Below are 18,449 nucleotides of genomic sequence, written 5' to 3' on the forward strand. Positions count from 1 at the left end.
CCCCGGCGGATTTTCCATGCCATGGACCGCATGATCATGTCTCCTCCCAAAAAAGCGGGGACCGGAAAACCGGTCCCCGATATGCCGCTTACTGCGACACAGGCGCGGCGGATTGCGGCACCATTGCGGTGTAGGTGTCGTTGTAAAAGTCCAGCATTGCCTGCGGATCTTCGACCCCGGCGGCCTTCGCGACGTCTACCCAGTCGGCAACCATGGTGTTGTAGATCGTATCTACTGCCGCGATCAGCTCGGGCGAGGCTTCCACGATCTCATGGCCAGCCGCGCCCAGTTTTTCGGTGGCGGCAGGGTTTTGAAGGTCGAAGTTCTTGCCCCATGCGGCGGAAAGCTCTTCGCCGATGATCCCTTCGATGGCAGCCTTATCCTGATCGGACAGACCGTCCCACTTGGCCCCGTTCATGATGACGAAGAAGGTCGCGTCGTAGAAACCGTTCGGGAAGATGGTGTGGTGCTCGAGGCTGTCTTCGAGGCGGAAGTTGACCACGGATTCCATGGTGTGAAGCGACCCGTCGATGACGCCGCTTTCCAGCATCTCGTAGGCTTTGGTGGCCGGGGCTGCGACAGGAACCGCGCCCAGCGAGGTCAACAGTTTTTCCTGAATCGGCCCGCCCATGCGGAATTTGACGTTGGCGACATCCTCGGGCGAGGTCACCGTCTTGGATCCATGGTGCAGCTGGCCGCCGCCGAACATGCCGACAGCAAGCATCTTCACACCGTCGAAAGCCGCGTTGTCGGCGAGATAGGCCTCATAGGTCCGCCACAGAGCCCGGCTCTGGGCCTCGGCGTTGGTCCCGGCATTCGGAAACTCGGCAAACCACATCGACACAAAGCGCTCGGGTTCGTAGGTGAAGTTGCCCCAGGTGATGTCGGCCACGCCGTTGCGCGCCAGTTCCCAATGCTGCGGCGGGCTGGCCAGCGGTGCGGGCAGGATCACGACGTTGACGCGGCCTTCCGTGACTTCAGCGACCTTCTCGGTGAAGGGGACAAGGAAATCGGTGTGCACGAAATGGGTCGGCGGCACCCAGGACGACATTGTGAGCGTCTCGGAACTGGCCATCGTCCCCGCCATCATTACGGTTACGGCAACAGCGCCTTTGAGCATGGATTTGGTAAAGGTCATCATCTGGATCCTCCCTTGGATGATATTTGTTCAGGTCAGTTGGTGAGAGTTGAGCGTCGCGCTCGTGCGGTGCTTTGCCAGGTCGGCAAAGATTGCGGCTCCGACAGGAATGATGTCCTTGTCGAAGACGAACTCCGGGTGGTGAGGGGCGTGACCGCTTTGTCCGATGAAGAAATACGCACCTGGGACAATGCCTGAGAGCTCGGAGAAGTCCTCGGACGCCATGAGGCTGCGGGCATTCTCTGTGACGCGCTCCGACCCAACGACCCGCGTAGCCGCAGACACGGCCGCGGCGACACAGGTGGGATTATTCAGTGTCACGGGCACCATGCTGGTCACGTCGATCTCGATGAGAACGCCAAAGAGCAGCTCGGTCGCGCGCACCGCGTCCTGCAGCAAATCGGCCAGCCTATCGCGCACCTTGGTCGCTGTCGTGCGCATTGTCCCTTCGATCCGGACTGTTTCAGGCAGGATATTGCGGGCCGTACCGCCTTGGATGAGGCCAAAGGAAATCACGCCTGTGTGGCGTGCGTCAAAGCTGCGCGTGGCGGCCTGCTGAACGGATGAGATCAGATGGGCGGCAGCTGCAACGGCATCCTGCCCAGTATGCGGCATCGACCCATGCGCACCTTGCGCCCGGATCGTGATATCAATGTTGTCCGCAGAAGACAGGGCCGCTGTCGCTGGCACACCGACCTGACCCACGGGAAGGTCCGGCGAGTTGTGCAAGGCGTAGATCTCATCGCAGGGGAAACGCTCAAAGAGGCCGTCTGCGATCATCGCGCGTGCACCGGTGAGGAGTTCCTCGGCGGGCTGGAAGATGAAGCGAATTGTACCGTCGAAATCCTGATGCGCCGCGAGATAGGCGGCGGCGGTCAGTGCGGTGACCATGTGTCCGTCATGCCCGCAGCCGTGAAACCGGGCGGGCACTGCGGACGCGTAGCCGACCGTGGCTTTCTCTTGCATCGGCAGGGCATCAAGTTCTGCCCGAAAGGCGATACAACGTCCGGGTGCTTCAGGTGACGCATCTTGACCATGCAAGGTCCCGACGACGCCCGTGCCGCCGATGCCAGTCACTACAGTGTAACCGAGGTCGGTCAGCCGCTCCGCGACAAAGGCCGCCGTCCGCACTTCTTCGAACCCAATTTCCGGGTGGCGATGCAGGGTCTGCAGCCATTCTTGTGACGTATTGCGTTGAGTCTCGTACCAGGTGGGAAACATCTTCGCGGGCTCCGATTCATCTCAATGTGAGAATATTGCACGGAGATACTTGTCCGGCAAGATAGTTTCTTGTTAAGACTATTTCGTGTAGAAATCAGGGTAAGACGTGATACCTTTTTGGTATCGACGACAGGAGAAGCGGATCGTGCAGACAGAAAAGACATTCAAGAATGAGCGCCTGACGTACAGGTTGAACATCGTCGCCCAAGAAGCGATCCAGGCCAATGACGAGATTTTCCTGCGAGAGACGGGAAGCCGGATCCGCGATCTGCGCGTGCTGCGTTTGATCGATGATCGACCGGGCACGACTTTTGCGGAAATTGCAAAAACAACCGGTTTTGAAAGAAGTCTGACGTCGAGAATCATCCAGTATTTGATCGGCGCGGGGCTGATCGAACGGGAAAACTCGAGCGAAGACGCGCGGGTGTTTCTGCTTTCAACAACGCCAAAGGGCAAGGAGGTTCGGCAAGTGGCGCGCCGTTTATCTGATCGGCTAGAGGTGATCCTGACAGACCCGCTCTCTTCGCAGGAGATGCGGGCACTCAACGAAATCCTTGCCCGTCTTGGGGCCTGGGTCACCTCGGAAGACTATCGAAATGCTTTGGCCAATGAACCGAAAAAAGACGCAATATAAAATAGTATTTACGTGCAACTAATTTTAGTTTAAAGCTGCTGGTAGCCTACCAAGCTGTCACAGGAGAGGCCGATCACTCGGCGCCGAAGGAGCAACCCCCCGGAACCTCTCAGGCAAAAGGACTGTGATCAGCGCGGCGATCTGAAGCGCGCTGCGGACCCCGTGTCCGTTTCCCGCGACAGAGGGGATTGGACCTGTCAACCGGCAGGACGAAACCTGGGTCGCGGGAGGATACCATGACCAGAATTGCCGTAATCGGCGCCGGAATTACCGGCGTGACCACTGCCTCGAGCTTGATGGACAGGGGCTATGACGTCACTATGTTTGATCGCAACCGCTATGCCGCCATGCAGACGTCGTTTGCCAACGGCGGGCAATTGTCCGCATCAAATGCCGAGACCTGGAACCGGTGGTCCACGGTTTTCAAGGGCATGAAATGGATGATGAAGCGGGGCGCGCCGCTTCTCGTTAACCCCAAGCCGAGCTGGCACAAATACAGCTGGATGGCCGAGTTTGTGGCGTCGATCCCGCAATACCGGGCAAACACTGTTGAAACGACTCGCATGGCGATTGCTGCGCGGGGTCTGCTACTGGAAAAGGCGGACCGTCACGGATTTGATTTCGATTGTGAAGATCGCGGTATCTTGCACATCTATACCGACAAGGCCGAATTCGACCACGCGACTGAGGTGAACAAGCTGCTGGCTGAGGGTGGTTTGGAGCGCCGCGCGGTGGCGCCCGGGGAAGTCCGCCAGATCGAACCCGCACTGAGCGGCGATTTCTACGGCGGCTACTACACCGAGAGCGATTTCACCGGCGACATTCACCGCTACACGACGGGTCTTGCCAAATCCATCGAGAAGGGTGGGGCGGTTTTGCGCTTCGGCACCGATGTCGACGCGCTGAATGTGGACAAGAATGAGGTGCGCCTGACCTGGAGCCGGAACAACGAAAGCCAGACCGAAACCTTTGATGCCATCGTCGTTTGTGCGGGTGTCGAGAGCCGGGCCATCGCGGCGCAGCTTGGCGACCGGGTGAACGTCTATCCGGTCAAAGGCTATTCGATCACCGTTCGCCTCGATGATGAGGAAAGCCAGCAGTCTGCGCCCTGGATCAGCTTGCTCGATGACGAGGCCAAGGTCGTGACCAGTCGTCTGGGCAAAGACCGATTCCGCATCGCCGGCACGGCGGAGTTCAACGGGTATAACCTCGACATTCGGGACGACCGGGTACGCCCGCTGGTGAAGTGGTGCGAACGGTTCTTCCCCGGTGTGAGCACCGAACACGCCATCCCATGGGCGGGCCTTCGTCCGATGATGCCGAACATGATGCCGAAGGTCGGGCAAGGCGCCCGCGACCGGGTGTTCTACAATACCGGGCACGGGCATCTTGGCTGGACCCTGTCTGCCGTCACCGCCGAAATGGTGGCCGAAAAGGTTGCAGAGTCGCGGAGAGTCAACAGTGCTGGTGCCGTGATCTCAGGTGCAACAGCCCCTCTGCAAGTGCAAGGAGCGGTGTGATGTACGTGCCAACCTTCGACGACATGCTTGCTGCGCACGTCCGGATCGCCCCGCACATTCGGCGTACGCCGGTGCGGACATCGGATTATCTGAGTGAATTGGCGGGTTGCGAGCTGTTCTTCAAATGCGAAAACTTTCAGGAACCGGGAGCCTTCAAGGTGCGCGGGGCCACGAATGCGGTCTTTGGACTAGATGAGGATCAGGCCGCCAAAGGGGTCGCAACGCATTCAAGCGGCAACCATGCGTCGTGCCTGTCCTACGCAGCCATGTTGCGCGGCATTCCCTGCAACGTGGTCATGCCGCGCACCGCGCCGCAGGCCAAGAAAGACACAGTGAGGCGCTATGGCGGCGTGATCACCGAATGTGAGCCCTCGACGACCTCGCGCGAGGCGACCTTCGCCGAGGTGCAGGCCGCGACGGGTGGTGATTTCGTCCACCCCTACAACGATCCGCGCGTAATCGCGGGGCAGGGCACCTGTTCCAAGGAATTCATGGAGCAGACCAACGGGCTGGATATGGTGGTTGCCCCGATCGGGGGCGGCGGGATGATATCGGGCACCTGCCTGACGCTGTCGACGCTGGCCCCGGAGACCAAGGTGATTGCCGCCGAGCCCGAAGAGGCCGACGACGCCTATTGCAGCTTCAAGGCGGGTCACATCATAGCCGATGATGCGCCCAAGACCATCGCTGACGGTCTGCTGGTGCCGCTCAAGGACCTGACCTGGCATTTCGTGTCGAACCACGTGTCCGAGATCTACACCGCCTCGGAACAGGAAATCGTCGATGCGATGAAGCTGATCTGGAAGCACCTGCGCATCGTGATGGAACCCTCGAGCGCCGTGCCGCTCGCCACCATTCTCAAGAATCCCGACGCCTTCAAAGGCAAACGCGTCGGCGTGATCATCACCGGCGGCAACGTCGATCTGGACAAACTGCCCTGGATGCAGGGCTGAAAAGGAGAATTCCCATGAAAGACATGATTGACCTGGACGCCTACGAGGTTGGTTTCGACATTCCCGCCAAGCCGGGCATGGATGAGGACGATATCCAAACGCCTGCTCTGGTGCTGGATCTCGACGCGCTTGAACGCAACATCAAGAAGATGGGTGACTATGCCAAGGCGCACGGCATGCGGCACCGCGCTCATGGCAAGATGCACAAATCCGTCGACGTGCTGAAGCTGCAAATGGAGCTGGGCGGTGCCGTCGGTGTCTGCTGCCAGAAAGTGTCCGAGGCAGAGGTTTTTGCCCGCGCGGGCATCAAGGAAATCCTGGTGTCCAATCAGGTCCGGAACCCGGGCAAGATCGAGAGGCTGGTGCAACTGCCCAAGCTGAGCGGTGGCGAGGTGATTGTCTGTGTCGATGACGTCGCCAACGTGGCGGATCTGTCGGCGGCTGCCGTTAAAGCAGGCACCCAGCTGGGTGTATTCGTGGAAATCGACTGCGGTGCAGGACGCTGCGGTGTGACAACGACTCCGGCGGTCGTTGAGATCGCCACGGCTGTCGTCGCGGCGGACAACCTGACCTATCGGGGCATTCAGGCCTATCAGGGCGCAATGCAGCACATGGACAGTTTCGACGACCGCAAGGCCAAGATCGAAGCAGCGATTGCCCAGGTGCAGGACGCGGTCGACGCGCTGAAAGCCGAAGGGATCGAAACCGAATTGGTATCAGGCGGTGGCACCGGATCGTATTACTTCGAGAGCAATTCCGGCCTCTACAATGAATTGCAGTGCGGGTCGTATGCCTTCATGGATGCCGACTATGGCCGTATTCTCGATCACGAGGGCAAGCGCATCGATGCGGGCGAATGGGAAAACGCCTTCTTCATCCTGACCTCGGTCATGAGCCACGCCAAGGCCGACAAGGCGATCTGCGACGCAGGCCTCAAGGCGCAATCGGTCGACAGCGGTCTGCCGTTCATCTACGGGCGCGACGACGTGGAATACGTCAAGTGCTCGGACGAGCACGGCGTGATCGCCGACCCGGACGGCGTCTTGAAGGTCAATGAGAAGCTCAAGCTCGTACCCGGGCACTGCGATCCGACCGCCAATGTGCATGACTGGTATGTCGGCGTGCGAGGCGGCAAGGTCGAATGCGTCTGGCCGGTTTCGGCGCGCGGGCGGGCTTATTGATTTCGCCGGGGGGCAAGCCCCCCGGACCCCCCTGCGTATTTGAAAAAGAGTAGAAGGAGCGGGACGTATGCTCATCGTACCCGAACGGGAAATCGCGGATCTGATGACCCGCGAGGCGGCGTTTGACGCCGTCGAAAAGGTCTTTGCCGCCATGGCGTCGGGCGACGCCTATAACTTCCCTGTCATACGCGAGGCCATCGGCCACGAAGACGCGCTCTATGGCTTCAAGGGCGGTTTCGACCGCGCCGGGCTGACGCTGGGCCTCAAGGCGGGCGGTTATTGGCCCAACAATCTGGAAAAGCGCGGGCTGATCAATCACCAGTCGACCGTGTTCCTGTTCGATCCCGATACGGGCAAACCGTCTGCCATGGTGGGCGGGAACCTTTTAACCGCCTTGCGCACGGCGGCCGCGTCCTCGGTGTCGATCAAGCACCTGGCTCGCAAGGACGCAAAGGTCATCGGCATGATCGGCGCGGGCCATCAGGCCACGTTCCAACTCCGCGCCGCTTTGGAACAGCGCGCCTTCGAGAAGGTCATCGGCTGGAATTACCACCCCGAGATGCTGCCCAACCTAGCCAAGGTTGCCGAAGAGGCCGGCGTTCCGTTCGAGGCTGTCGATCTGCCCGGAATGGATGAGGCGGATGTCATTATTTCGATCACTTCGGCCTTCTCGCCGTCCCTCATGGCGGATCACGTCAGCCCTGGTACGCACCTTGCCTGTATGGGGACCGACACGAAGGGCAAACAAGAGGTTGAGGCGGGACTTCTGGCCCGCGCCTCCGTTTTCACCGACGAGGTCGCGCAATCCATCAGCATCGGCGAAGCGCAGCATGCTATCGCTGAAGGACTGATCAGGGAAAGTGACATTGCCCAGCTGGGCGCCATGATCAACGGCACCCATCCGGGCCGCACGTCAGACGATCAGATCACCTTGTACGACGGTACCGGCGTCGGTCTTCAGGACCTTGCTGTCGCTGCGGCGGTCGTCGATCTGGCAGTCGAGCGTGGTATCGCCATCGAGGTCGATTTCTAGTCAGTAGTCATCCACGTAAATGATCCATCGCAGGCGTCACCATTGGTGGCGCCTGTTCTCGTTTGAGAAGTGACGCAGGCCCCCTCGTGTCTCGTCAGGGTATCACCCAAGACCCCCCCAATCATCGACAGAATCCGGCTCGGGCGGGCAATCTGCAGCCAATGGAAACCTGTAGATGTGGTGAGCCCCAGTGACCAATATTGACCAGATCGAGACCCTGATCCTCGACATCCCAACCATTCGTGGTCACGTGCTTTCGATGGCCACGATGCGCACGCAAACTGCCGTGCTCGTCAGGGTCAAGTTCTCGGACGGCTCCGAAGGCATTGGCGAAGGCACGACGATTGGCGGCCTCAGCTATGGTCCGGAAAGCCCTGAAGGCATCCAGTCGGCGATCGAGACCTATATCGCGCCCGCATTGCTTGGCCGTAACGGCGACGATGTGAATGGTGCGCTCCAGCTGATCGACAAGCTGGTGAAGGGCAACCGCATCGCCAAGACTGCCGTCGAGATCGCTCTCTGGGACGGGTTGGGCAAGCGCTTGGGCGTGCCGGTGTCGCAACTTTTCGGCGGAGCCGTTCACGAACGTCTACCGGTCGCCTGGACGCTCGCCTCCGGCAACTCCGAAACCGACATCACTGAGGCCCAGGAGATGATCGAAACCCGCCGCCACAACATCTTCAAGTTGAAGATCGGCAAGCGGTCCGTCCGCGAGGACGTGGCGCATGTGGCGCGGATCAAAGAAGCCGTTGGTGACTCCGCAAGCGTGCGGGTCGACGTGAACACGGCATGGTCCTTGCAGGACGCACGTTGGGGTCTCAAGGGATTGCAAGAGGCAGGTTGCGAACTTGTCGAACAGCCGGTGCCGGCCCGCTATCGCCGCGCCATGGCGGAACTGACCAAAAGCCATGAGATCGCCGTGATGGCGGACGAGGCGCTGAACGGTCCCGAAGACGCCTTGGAAGTCGCATCAGTGCGCGGGGCGGATGTCTTCGCGGTCAAGATCGGGCAGTCGGGCGGGCTCAAGCGCGCATCTGAAGTCATCGCCATCGGGCAGGCGGCAGGACTGGGCCTTTACGGCGGCACGATGCTGGAAACCGGTCTGAGCACCGCTGCGGCCCTGCAGTTGTTCTCGACCGTCGAAGATCTGGCCTGGGGCACCGAGCTGTTCGGTCCGCTCCTGTTGACCGATGAAATCCTCGCCGAGCCGATCATCTACCGCGATTTCTGTGCCGAGGTCCCTAAAGGCGTCGGCATCGGCGCGACGCTCGACCAGGACAAGATCGATTTCTTCCGCCGCGATGGCGGCCGGACCATGAAAGCCGTCGCTGGAGAATAGTCCCGCGACACAGATATCAAACCCAGCCAAAGCGCGTGCCAAAGCGCCAAGGCAGTCAGGAGGAGGACCAAAAATGTTCACCCAATCCAATCTCGATGAATTCGAAGCGCGGCTCGACGGCGCGATCCAGGACGACCCGGAAAACGGCGTCTTTCGGTGCCGCCGGGACATCTTCACCGACGAAGAGCTGTTCGAGCTTGAGATCAAGCACATCTTCGAAGGCAACTGGATCTACATGGCGCATGAAAGCCAGATCCCGAACCCGGGCGACTACTTCACCCTGACCATGGGCCGCACGCCCGTCGTCATCACCCGCGACAAGGACGGCGAGCTGCACGCGCTGGTCAATGCCTGTTCGCATCGTGGCGCGCAGCTGTGCCGCTTCAAACGTCGCAACCAGAAGACCTTCACCTGCCCGTTCCACGGCTGGACCTTCTCCAACACCGGCAAGCTCCTGAAGGTCAAGGACCCAAAGGGCGCGGGCTACCCGGAGCAGTTCAACAAGGACGGCAGCCATGACCTGACCAAAGTTGCCCGGTTTGAGAATTACCGTGGCTTCCTGTTCGGCTCGCTCAATGCCGATGTGAAGCCGCTGGAAGAATACCTTGGCGAAGCGCGCAAGATGATCGACATGATCGTCGATCAGGCCGACGAGGGTCTGGAAGTGCTGCGCGGCTCCTCGACCTACACCTATGACGGCAATTGGAAGCTTCAGGCCGAAAACGGCGCGGATGGCTACCACGTCTCTGCGGTGCACTGGAACTACGTGGCCACGACCGCGCACCGTACCGATGACGGCAAGGAAGATAACATCAAGGCGACCGACGCCTCCAAATGGGCCAAACAGCGCGGCGGCTTTCATGCCTACGAGAATGGTCACATCCTGCTCTGGACCGAATGGGCCGACCCGACAAACCGCCCCGGCTATCCGCGTCTGGAGGAATGGACGGAGAAGTACGGCAAGACCAAGGCCGAATGGATGGTCGGCGTGCTGCGCAACCTCTGCCTCTATCCCAACGTCTTCCTGATGGACCAGTTCTCCAGCCAGATCCGCGTCTTCCGCCCGATCAGCGTGAACGAGACCGAGGTGACCATCTACTGCATCGCGCCCAAAGGCGAGAGTCAGGAAGCCCGCACCCGCCGCATCCGGCAATACGAAGACTTCTTCAACGCCTCCGGTATGGCAACTCCGGATGACACCGAAGAATTCCGGGCCACGCAGCGCGGCTACGCTGGTGCCGCGCACGCGAAGTGGAATGACCTGACACGGGGTGCTGTCCAATGGATCGAAGGCCCGGATGAAGACGCCAAGGCCCTGGGCATAAACCCGGTTCTGTCCGGTGCCCGCACCGAAGACGAAGGCCTCTTCGTCATTCAACACAGCAACTGGTCCGAGCGGATGGGTGAAGCCATTGCGAAGGAACGCGAAACCGCGCCTCAGGCGTCGGTCGCAGCCGAGTGAGGAGGAATGAACATGACTACTGCAACTCTTGAACGCCCCGCAACCGACGCGATGAGCTTCGAGGAAATCCAGGCCTTCCTCTTCGCCGAGGCCCGCGCTCTGGATGACCGCGACTGGGACACCTGGCTGACCTTCTATCACAAGGACTGTCCGTTCTGGATGCCCACATGGGATGACTTCGACACGCTGACGGAGGATCCGCAGAACGAGATGTCGCTGATGTACTATCCGAACAAGCAGGGCATCGAAGACCGCGTATTCCGGATCAAGACCGACCGGTCGTCGGCGACCTCGCTGCCGGAGCCGCGCACCAATCACTACCTGTCGGGCATCGAAGTGCTGAGCCGGGAGGGCAGCGAAATCAAGCTGCGCTTCAACTGGCAAACGCTGAGCTATCGCTATGCCGAAACCGATACCCACTGGGGCACGTCGTTCTACACGATCGACGCCAGCGGGCCGAAGCCGCTGATCACCGACAAGAAGGTGGTCCTGAAGAACGATCACATCCACCACGTGATCGACGTCTACCACGTCTGATCCCCGTTCTCCGGGAGACCGAAAACCTCCGCGCATCCACGTCAGGGTGCGCGGCCAAGGGAGGAGCATGCCATGACGACCTACAACGTTGCCCTGAATTTCGAAGATGGCGTCACGCGCGTCATCCAGTGCGATGACGATGAGAAGGTGACCGATGCGGCCTTCCGTCAGAAAATCAACCTGCCGATGGACTGCCGGGATGGCGTCTGCGGCACCTGCAAGTGCTTCGTCGAGAAGGGTGAGTACGAGCTGGAATTTTACATGGACGAGTCGATGAGCGACGAGGAGGCCGAACAAGGCTACGCGCTCACCTGCCAGATGACCCCGGAAAGCGACTGCGTCGTGCGGGTCCCGGCCTCGTCCGCCATCTGCAAGACCGCGCCCGAGGCTGTCGATGCCGAAGTGCAGGGCGTCGACAAACTTTCCGAGACGTCCTTCGGGCTTCGGGTGAAACTGGCCAAGCCGATCAACTTCCTACCGGGCCAGTATGTGAACCTGACGGTGCCGGGTACGGACAAACACCGGTCATATTCCTTTTCGTCCGCACCGGGTGGACAGGAAGCTACCTTCCTGATCCGCAACCTGCAAGGCGGTGTCATGAGCACCTATCTTGGCGCGCAGGCGAAGCCCGGCGACGCTCTAACTGCAACCGGTCCCATGGGTGCTTTTTACCTGCGGCCAATCGAGCGCACGCAGGTTTGGCTCGCCGGTGGCACCGGTCTGGCGCCGTTCCTCTCCATGCTGGAACAGGTGGCTGAGCAGGGAGCAGATCACCCAATCACGCTCTACTATGCCGTGACCCACGCCGCTGACCTCGTGGAACTGGACCGCGTCAACGCGCTTGCTGAAAAGATCGGCAACGTTACCGTGATCACCATTCTGGCCGCCGAAGAAGACGCGCATGAGCGCAAGGGTTTCGTGACCGATCACCTCAGCGGCGATGACCTGCATGACGGGGATTGCGACGTCTACCTGTGCGGCCCGCCGCCGATGGTAGATGCCGTGCGCGCGCATTTCGGGAAACTGGGCGTTGAGCCCGCGAATTTCTATTACGAGAAATTCAACCCCACCGAAGAGAAGGCCGAAGCGGCATGACCCGCCGTTTCGACGATAAGGTGATGGTCGTCACCGGCGCGGCACAAGGTATCGGCCGCCGCGTCGCCGAACGGGCGGCCAGCGAGGGGGCACGGGTTCTGATCGTGGACCGCTCACCCGCGCGCAAAGACGTCGTCGCGGCGATCCGCGAAGCGGGGGGCGAGGCAGAGGCGATCTCGGTCAACCTCGAGACCTGGAGCGGCTGCGAAAAGGCGATGCAAAAGGCCTGTGACCTCTGGGGACGTATCGACATCCTGATCAACAATGTCGGCGGAACGATCTGGGCCAAACCCTTTGAGCATTACGAGCCCAAGCAGATCGACGCCGAAGTGCGCCGTTCGCTGTTCCCAACACTCTACTGCTGCCGCGCCGCCATTGAACGGATGCTTCCGCAAGGCTCTGGCACAATCGTCAATGTGTCGTCCATTGCGACCCGCGGACTAAACCGCGCGCCCTACGCAGCAGCGAAGGGCGGAGTGAACGCGCTCACCGCAAGCCTGGCTTGGGAAGTCGCAGAACGCGGAATTCGAGTGGTTGCCACCGCTCCGGGCGGAACCGAAGCACCGCCGCGGGTCGTGCCGCGCAACCCCAACGCCGAAGAAGAACAACGCGAGGACTGGTACCAGACCATCGTCGACCAGACGATCCAGTCCTCGTTCATGAAACGATACGGAACGCTCGACGAGCAGGCAGGCCCGATCCTGTTCCTGGCGTCGGACGAGGCCTCCTACATCACTGGTGTCACCGTACCGGTGGGTGGGGGCGACTTAGGATAGGCCCTGAGGAGGGGTCGTTAACCAACTGGAGGAGATCCAAAATGAAACGCGCAATCCTGGCGGCCCTCGGGCTCGCCACCAGCTTCGCTATGCCTGCCGCTGCCGAAGACATCAAGGTGGGGCTTCTGCTCCCTTTCTCTGGCGTCTACGCGTCGCTCGGCAATGAAATCGAGACCGGGTTCAACCTTGGTCTGCAACAATTCGGTTCCGAGACCGGTGTCACGTTCGAGATCGCCCGCGAAGACACCGAGGTAAAGCCGCCTGTCGCGCTCGGCAAGGCCAAGAAGCTGATCCTGCAGGACCAGGTTGATGTTATGGTCGGGATCGTCAGTTCCGGTGTTCTGGGCGCGGTGCGCGACATGGTGCATGGCGCAGGTGTGCCGCTGATCGTGGCCAATGCCGGCAATGACGAGGCCACAGGCGCCTCCTGCTCGCCTTTCATCACGCGGATGTCGTTTTCCAACGGCCAGATCAACCGTCCGATGGGCACCTGGATGGCCGAGCAGGGCGTTCGACGCGTGTTCACGCTTGCGCCTGACTACGCCGCTGGTCGTCAGATGATCGATGCCTTCACCGAGACCTTCACCGCCGCAGGCGGCGAGATCGTCGGGCAGGAATTCACGCCGTTCCAAAAGACGCAAGACTTCGGTCCCTATCTCGCCCAGGCCAAGGCCAGCGGTGCCGATGCGGTCTACGTTTTCTACGCCGGGGGTGAGGCGATCTCGTTCGTCAAGCAATATGACAGCTTCGGTCTGAATGCAGACCTTCCCCTTTATGGCTCGGGCTTCCTGACCTCGCCGCTTTACGTGAACGCGCAGGGCGAGGCCGCCGAAGGCGTCATCACGGCGCTTCACTACGCGCCGACCATCGACAGCGAGGCGAACGCTGCTTTCGTGGCCGCCTTCACCGAGGAAACCGGCCGCGCTCCGTCGGAATTCGCCGTCCAAGGTTATGATGCTGCTCGCGCGCTGATTGAGGCAACAAAAACCGGCGCAAACGACCGTGCATCTTTGGCGACCGCCCTGCGCCAGGTCAGCTTTGAGGGGCCGCGCGGTCAGCTCTCCATCGACCCCGCAACCAACAACATCATTCAGCCCGTCTATGTCTACGAAACCGTCGCTGGTGAAGGTGGACTGACGCAGAAGGTCCTCGCTCAGTTGCCTGCGGAAGCCGATCCGACCAACGGTTGTGAAATGGCACCCCTCTCCAACTGACCAAACTGTCCCGGCCGCTTGCTTGCGGCCGGGACATAACGTCCGAGGAGGACCCTCAATGGCACATGATCTTGGATTCTGGACGCTTCAGGCATTGAATGCCCTGCAATTGTCCATGCTTCTGTTTCTTCTTTCCATCGGCCTGACGGTCATTTTCGGGCTGATGCACTTCGTGAACCTCGCGCATGGCTCGCTTTATGCGCTTGGCGCGTATTTCGCTGCCTCGCTGGCTGCCGTAGGCGGCTACTGGATGGGGTTCTTTCTGGCGCCCGTGGCGGTCGCCGGGGTGGGGATCCTCCTCTATTCCGGCCTCATCAAGCGCATGCGGAAATCGGGGCCCATGGCACAGGTTCTTGTCACCTTCGGGCTGATCTTTGTCCTGCTCGATCTGACACGCATTTTCTGGGGTGATCTGGCTCTCGCCATCGACGTACCCACGCTGCTTGGCGGTCGTCTTACCTTCCTTGGTGTCGAGTATCCGACCTACCGGTTGTTCATCATTGTTCTGGGTCTCGCCATCTTCGGCGCACTGGCCTTCGTGCTCAGCCGCACCCAGATCGGAGCAATGATCCGTGCCGGTGTCGATAACGATGCCATGGCGGCCTGTCTGGGCATCAATGTAGAACGGCTGTTCTTCATCGTCTTCTGTGTGGGCTGTGCACTGGCCGGGTTGGCCGGGGCCGTCGCGGCACCGCTTCTCAGTGTGACGCCCGACATGGGTTTGCAGATCCTGATCCCGACTCTGATCGTGATCGTGATCGGTGGTCTCGGCTCCCTCAAGGGGGCTATCGCGGGATCGCTGATCTACGGCTTTGTGCAGACTTTCGGTGCCGTTCTGGCCCCGCAACTGGCCTCTGTTCTCATCTACGCGCTTTTGGCTGCGGTCCTTGTGATCAAGCCAGAGGGCCTCTTCCCAGCGAAAGGATAAGACGATGTTTCGCCACAACACTCTTCGTTACACCGCTCTGGTCCTGCTCGCAGCCGGTGCCCTCTTCCAAGCTTTCACTGCCGAATATTTCGGTCTGGAGATCCTGACAGAGATCCTGATCCTTGCCATGCTGGTTCTGGCGCTCGACATCGTCGCTGGCTTCGGTGGCATGGTCTCGCTCTGCCATGGCGCTTTGATGGGGGTCGGGGCCTATGCCTACGCAATCCTGTCGACAAAGGCAGGGATCGCACCGCCCGTTGCCATGGCGGGGAGTATCGCGCTGACTGGTGCTGCTGCCTGGGTCATCGGCGCCATCGGGTCTCGCAGTCACGGTATCTATTTCATCATGGCGACACTCGCTTTCGGGCAAATGGCCTATTCCTACGTGTTCGAGGCGCCGATCTTTGGCGGCGATGACGGATTGGGCGGCATATCCCGTCTGGACTTGAGCGTTATCGGTGTTGATCTGAACGACAGTCGCAGCTTTGCGCTGTTTTGCCTGGCTATTCTCGGGGCGGTCTATGGTGCTTCGGTGCTGATCCTGCGATCCGGTCTTGGCCGCTCGCTCACCGGTGTCATGCACAATGAGCAGCGGATGCGTGCGCTTGGCCTGACGGTCTGGCGTGTAAAGGCCGATGTGTTCGGTCTGTCCGGCATGATCGCAGGCCTCGCCGGTGCGCTGGCCGCACAACACATCATGTATATCTCGCCGGGTCTGCTCAGCTGGACCGTCTCGGGCGAGGCACTGGTTGTGGTGATCCTTGGCGGTCTTGGAACGCTTGTCGGACCGCTGATCGGAGCAGCCGCCTTTGTGGTGCTGAAGCATGAACTGAGCTCGGTCACGACCTATTGGCACCTTGTTGTCGGCGCCATCCTGATCGCCGTCGTGATGAGCCGCGCCAATGGCATCTTCGGTTGGATCGAGTCCCGCTGGGGCGGCGTATTCGACCGCCGTCTTGCCGATGCAACCCGCAAACAGGAGCCCGAGGAGGCGTTGAACGATGCTTGAGACACGTAATCTGGACAAGAGCTTCGGTGCCGTTCACGTCACGCGCAACGTGTCGCTGAAGCTGGAACGGGGCGAGCGCCGGGTGATCCTGGGGCCGAACGGGGCGGGCAAGACAACGCTGTTCAACCAGCTAGTCGGCGAGCTGACCCCAGACAGCGGATCGGTGCATCTCGCCGGTGAAGATGTCACGGCACTTCCCGTTGCCAAACGCGCCCGTCGCGGGCTTTCGCGGAGCTATCAGAAGAACACGTTGTTCGATGGTCTGACGGTCGAAGAAAACCTTGGGCTTGCGGCGGCGGTTCACACCGGCAATGCAACACAGCTTTGGTCGGACAGCCTGGCAAAACCCGAAGTCCGCGAGATCGTCGAGGAGGTGGCCGAACAGGTGAACCTGATGCCCTTCATCCACGCCAAAGTGTCCGAAATCAGCTATGGCGTGCGTCGCCAGCTTGAGGTTGGTGTCGCTCTGGCGACGCGGCCGCTGGTCTTGCTGATGGACGAACCCACCAGCGGTGTCGGACCGGAAATGTCCAAAGGGTTTCACGACCTGCTGAACAATCTGCCGCGTGATCTGACCATGTTGATCATCGAACATGACATGGACCTTGCCTTTGATGTGGCCGACACGATCACGGTGCTGAACTACGGAGAGGTCGTCTTTGATGGCCTTCCCGATGCGGCACGCGGGTCCAGCCTGCTCAAGGAAATCTATCTGGGGAGCTGGGAAGATGCTTGAACTGAATGCAATTGAATCCGGGTACGGCGAAACGCAGGTCCTCTACGGCCTGTCGCTTCAGGCGCAGAAGGGCCGGGTTTTGGCCATCCTCGGGCGCAACGGTGCCGGCAAATCCACGACACTTAAGACGATCATGGGTCTTTTGCCGCTGAAGTCCGGCGAAATCCTGTGGGGTGGCAAGCCGATCGCGGGCCAACCCTTTGATATCGCCAAGAGCGGGATCGCTTATGTGCCAGAGACACGCGATATCTTTCCGTCTCTCAGCGTGCGCGAGAACCTTGAGATCGCGGCCAAGCGGTTTGGCGGGTCGAACCCTGAATGGACGATGGAGCGGGTGTTGGACCTGTTTCCGCGTCTGGGAGAGCGCATGGACAACGGCGGTACGCAGCTCTCGGGCGGCGAGCAGCAAATGCTGGCCATTGCGCGGGGCCTGCTGATGAACCCAAAGCTCCTGATCCTTGATGAGCCAACAGAGGGCCTCGCCCCCATTATCGTCAAACTGATCCACGACAAGCTGCAAGAGCTGAAAGCGGCGGGCCTGTCGATGATCATCGTTGAACAGAATTTCGGATTTGCCACCTCACTGGCCGATGATGTGGTTGTCGTCAGCAAGGGGCAGATCGTCTGGACGGGAGATGCAGAGGCGATCAAGGCCGATGAAGACGCGCAGCACACTTGGCTGGGCGTGTGAAATCTACGTGCAGGGCCACTACGCCCTGCATGCTCACCCCTTTTTGACAGGGCTCTTTCGCGCGACTTTCTGCGCGATGTTGACGAAATTCTTGACGTGAACGCCCTGTTCATCGAGGCGGTAGTTGACCGAAAGTTCGGTCCGCGCGATCTCGGGTTCGATATCGAGAAACTTCATACCCTTGCGCGGCGCATTCGCGACGGATTCCGGGACGATGCACACGCCCTCACCGACCGCAACAAGACTGAGGGCGGTTTGCAGATCCATACACCAGATGCGCAGGGGCGCCTCAAACCCCGCATCCTCAACCGCTTTGAGGACCATATCGGCATAGCTGGGCCTGGGGCGTTCAGGGTAGAGGATCAAATGGTGGGTCATGAGCCGTTCGAGCTTGGCAACCGTCCGGGTGCCCGTATCGACGATATCGGGCAGGGCGAGGATCAGCCTTTCTTCGACCAGGTGCTTTGACAGGAATTCAGGGTCTTTTAGGGTTGGCCGGGCAAATACTACGTCGAGTTCCCGTGACACCAGAGACCGGTGCAGTTCGGCGTTGTTCATCGGGATCAGGCTTAGGTTCACGTCAGGGTAATTCGCCCGGTACGATCTGATGATGTTTGGCAGAATTCCGAATGTGGCAGAGCCAACGAACCCAATCCTGAGCCGTCCTTCCGCCCCTTGTCCCAGTCGACGCACTTCCAGTTGCGTGTCTTCAAGCTCTGCGAGGATTGTTTTGCCACGCTTCAGCAACCGCTCGCCTGCCTGTGTCAGGGTAATCGCGCTTCGACCCCTGTTGAACAGGATCGCGCCAAGATCTTCTTCAAGTTGCTTGATCTGACGGCTGAGCGGGGGTTGCGCCATGTCGAGGCGTTCCGCGGCGCGGCCGAAATGCAGCTCCTCTGCCACCGCAATAAAATAGGTCAGCTGTTTGAAGTTCATTTTCGCCGTCCTCCCAAGAACTTACGATATGCTATACCTCAAAACG

General features: G+C 60.3%; 18 protein-coding genes and 1 riboswitch. Of the genes, 15 read left to right on the top strand and 3 right to left on the bottom strand.

Annotated elements, in window-relative coordinates:
- Positions 1-88 precede the first annotated feature (88 nt).
- Complete coding sequence (locus tag PGB28_RS14530; protein ID WP_271422243.1) at positions 89-1,141, bottom strand: TRAP transporter substrate-binding protein; 1,053 nt, start codon at positions 1,139-1,141, stop codon at positions 89-91.
- A gap of 27 nt (positions 1,142-1,168) precedes the next feature.
- Complete coding sequence (locus PGB28_RS14535; protein WP_271422244.1) at positions 1,169-2,359, bottom strand: M20 metallopeptidase family protein; 1,191 nt, start codon at positions 2,357-2,359, stop codon at positions 1,169-1,171.
- 145 nt (positions 2,360-2,504) lie between these two features.
- On the opposite strand from PGB28_RS14535, the gene PGB28_RS14540 reads away from it, so the two are divergent.
- The 15 genes from PGB28_RS14540 (at position 2,505) to PGB28_RS14610 (ending at position 17,467) form a co-directional block, all read left to right on the top strand.
- Positions 2,505-2,993: a MarR family winged helix-turn-helix transcriptional regulator gene (locus PGB28_RS14540; protein WP_271422245.1), complete on the top strand. Its 489-nt coding sequence runs from the start codon at positions 2,505-2,507 to the stop codon at positions 2,991-2,993.
- 50 nt (positions 2,994-3,043) lie between these two features.
- A riboswitch (glycine riboswitch) is annotated at positions 3,044-3,128 on the top strand.
- 101 nt (positions 3,129-3,229) lie between these two features.
- Positions 3,230-4,513 carry a D-amino acid dehydrogenase gene (locus tag PGB28_RS14545; RefSeq protein ID WP_271422246.1) on the top strand — a complete coding sequence of 428 codons (1,284 nt, stop codon included), beginning with the start codon at positions 3,230-3,232 and terminating at the stop codon, positions 4,511-4,513.
- Entirely contained in the window at positions 4,513-5,466 is a 954-nt protein-coding gene (gene bhcB, locus PGB28_RS14550; RefSeq protein WP_271422247.1) for a beta-hydroxyaspartate dehydratase BhcB, read from the top strand. Before PGB28_RS14545 ends, bhcB begins: the two co-directional genes overlap by 1 nt.
- Positions 5,467-5,480: 14 nt before the next feature.
- On the top strand, positions 5,481-6,647 hold the full coding sequence (bhcC, locus tag PGB28_RS14555) for a 3-hydroxy-D-aspartate aldolase BhcC (protein WP_271422248.1): 1,167 nt from the start codon (positions 5,481-5,483) through the stop codon (positions 6,645-6,647).
- A 67-nt stretch (positions 6,648-6,714) separates the two neighbouring features.
- Positions 6,715-7,680, top strand: coding sequence for an iminosuccinate reductase BhcD (bhcD, locus tag PGB28_RS14560; protein ID WP_271422249.1), 966 nt, complete (start codon positions 6,715-6,717; stop codon positions 7,678-7,680).
- Between the two features lie 190 nt (positions 7,681-7,870).
- Positions 7,871-9,019, top strand: coding sequence for a muconate/chloromuconate family cycloisomerase (locus PGB28_RS14565; protein WP_271422250.1), 1,149 nt, complete (start codon positions 7,871-7,873; stop codon positions 9,017-9,019).
- Positions 9,020-9,092: 73 nt separating this feature from the next.
- Positions 9,093-10,481, top strand: coding sequence for a benzoate 1,2-dioxygenase large subunit (benA, locus tag PGB28_RS14570; RefSeq protein WP_271422251.1), 1,389 nt, complete (start codon positions 9,093-9,095; stop codon positions 10,479-10,481).
- A 12-nt stretch (positions 10,482-10,493) separates the two neighbouring features.
- Positions 10,494-11,018 carry a benzoate 1,2-dioxygenase small subunit gene (gene benB / locus PGB28_RS14575; protein WP_271422252.1) on the top strand — a complete coding sequence of 175 codons (525 nt, stop codon included), beginning with the start codon at positions 10,494-10,496 and terminating at the stop codon, positions 11,016-11,018.
- 72 nt (positions 11,019-11,090) lie between these two features.
- Positions 11,091-12,113, top strand: coding sequence for a benzoate 1,2-dioxygenase electron transfer component BenC (gene benC, locus PGB28_RS14580; RefSeq protein ID WP_271422253.1), 1,023 nt, complete (start codon positions 11,091-11,093; stop codon positions 12,111-12,113).
- Entirely contained in the window at positions 12,110-12,889 is a 780-nt protein-coding gene (gene benD / locus PGB28_RS14585) for a benzoate diol dehydrogenase BenD (RefSeq protein WP_271422254.1), read from the top strand. The genes benC and benD overlap by 4 nt, the downstream gene beginning before the upstream one ends.
- A 41-nt stretch (positions 12,890-12,930) precedes the next feature.
- A complete protein-coding gene (locus PGB28_RS14590) occupies positions 12,931-14,103 on the top strand; it encodes an ABC transporter substrate-binding protein (RefSeq protein ID WP_271422255.1) in 1,173 nt (390 codons plus the stop codon).
- 58 nt (positions 14,104-14,161) lie between these two features.
- Positions 14,162-15,031, top strand: coding sequence for a branched-chain amino acid ABC transporter permease (locus PGB28_RS14595; protein ID WP_271422256.1), 870 nt, complete (start codon positions 14,162-14,164; stop codon positions 15,029-15,031).
- A gap of 4 nt (positions 15,032-15,035) precedes the next feature.
- Complete coding sequence (locus PGB28_RS14600) at positions 15,036-16,040, top strand: branched-chain amino acid ABC transporter permease (RefSeq protein WP_271422257.1); 1,005 nt, start codon at positions 15,036-15,038, stop codon at positions 16,038-16,040.
- Positions 16,033-16,776: an ABC transporter ATP-binding protein gene (locus PGB28_RS14605; protein ID WP_271422258.1), complete on the top strand. Its 744-nt coding sequence runs from the start codon at positions 16,033-16,035 to the stop codon at positions 16,774-16,776. The genes PGB28_RS14600 and PGB28_RS14605 overlap by 8 nt, the downstream gene beginning before the upstream one ends.
- A complete protein-coding gene (locus PGB28_RS14610) occupies positions 16,769-17,467 on the top strand; it encodes an ABC transporter ATP-binding protein (RefSeq protein WP_271422259.1) in 699 nt (232 codons plus the stop codon). Before PGB28_RS14605 ends, PGB28_RS14610 begins: the two co-directional genes overlap by 8 nt.
- A gap of 33 nt (positions 17,468-17,500) precedes the next feature.
- On the opposite strand, the gene PGB28_RS14615 is transcribed toward PGB28_RS14610, so the two are convergent.
- Positions 17,501-18,403, bottom strand: a complete 903-nt coding sequence (locus tag PGB28_RS14615; RefSeq protein WP_271422260.1) for a LysR family transcriptional regulator — start codon at positions 18,401-18,403, stop codon at positions 17,501-17,503.
- Between the last annotated feature and the right edge of the window lie 46 nt (positions 18,404-18,449).

It is taken from the genome of Primorskyibacter aestuariivivens, assembly GCF_028023675.1.
GTDB classification, from domain to species: domain Bacteria; phylum Pseudomonadota; class Alphaproteobacteria; order Rhodobacterales; family Rhodobacteraceae; genus Marinovum; species Marinovum aestuariivivens.

What these genes read in the sequence shown, in the direction of transcription:
- PGB28_RS14590 (WP_271422255.1), top strand. Translation starts at nt 12,931, where the DNA reads ATGAAACGCGCAATCCTGGCGGCCCTCGGGCTCGCCACCAGCTTCGCT.
- benD (WP_271422254.1), top strand. Translation starts at nt 12,110, where the DNA reads ATGACCCGCCGTTTCGACGATAAGGTGATGGTCGTCACCGGCGCGGCA.
- PGB28_RS14545 (WP_271422246.1), top strand. Translation starts at nt 3,230, where the DNA reads ATGACCAGAATTGCCGTAATCGGCGCCGGAATTACCGGCGTGACCACT.
- bhcC (WP_271422248.1), top strand. Translation starts at nt 5,481, where the DNA reads ATGAAAGACATGATTGACCTGGACGCCTACGAGGTTGGTTTCGACATT.
- PGB28_RS14605 (WP_271422258.1), top strand. Translation starts at nt 16,033, where the DNA reads ATGCTTGAGACACGTAATCTGGACAAGAGCTTCGGTGCCGTTCACGTC.
- PGB28_RS14595 (WP_271422256.1), top strand. Translation starts at nt 14,162, where the DNA reads ATGGCACATGATCTTGGATTCTGGACGCTTCAGGCATTGAATGCCCTG.
- bhcB (WP_271422247.1), top strand. Translation starts at nt 4,513, where the DNA reads ATGTACGTGCCAACCTTCGACGACATGCTTGCTGCGCACGTCCGGATC.
- PGB28_RS14530 (WP_271422243.1), bottom strand. Translation starts at nt 1,141, where the DNA reads ATGATGACCTTTACCAAATCCATGCTCAAAGGCGCTGTTGCCGTAACC.
- PGB28_RS14535 (WP_271422244.1), bottom strand. Translation starts at nt 2,359, where the DNA reads ATGTTTCCCACCTGGTACGAGACTCAACGCAATACGTCACAAGAATGG.
- PGB28_RS14615 (WP_271422260.1), bottom strand. Translation starts at nt 18,403, where the DNA reads ATGAACTTCAAACAGCTGACCTATTTTATTGCGGTGGCAGAGGAGCTG.
- PGB28_RS14610 (WP_271422259.1), top strand. Translation starts at nt 16,769, where the DNA reads ATGCTTGAACTGAATGCAATTGAATCCGGGTACGGCGAAACGCAGGTC.
- bhcD (WP_271422249.1), top strand. Translation starts at nt 6,715, where the DNA reads ATGCTCATCGTACCCGAACGGGAAATCGCGGATCTGATGACCCGCGAG.
- PGB28_RS14600 (WP_271422257.1), top strand. Translation starts at nt 15,036, where the DNA reads ATGTTTCGCCACAACACTCTTCGTTACACCGCTCTGGTCCTGCTCGCA.
- benA (WP_271422251.1), top strand. Translation starts at nt 9,093, where the DNA reads ATGTTCACCCAATCCAATCTCGATGAATTCGAAGCGCGGCTCGACGGC.
- benC (WP_271422253.1), top strand. Translation starts at nt 11,091, where the DNA reads ATGACGACCTACAACGTTGCCCTGAATTTCGAAGATGGCGTCACGCGC.
- benB (WP_271422252.1), top strand. Translation starts at nt 10,494, where the DNA reads ATGACTACTGCAACTCTTGAACGCCCCGCAACCGACGCGATGAGCTTC.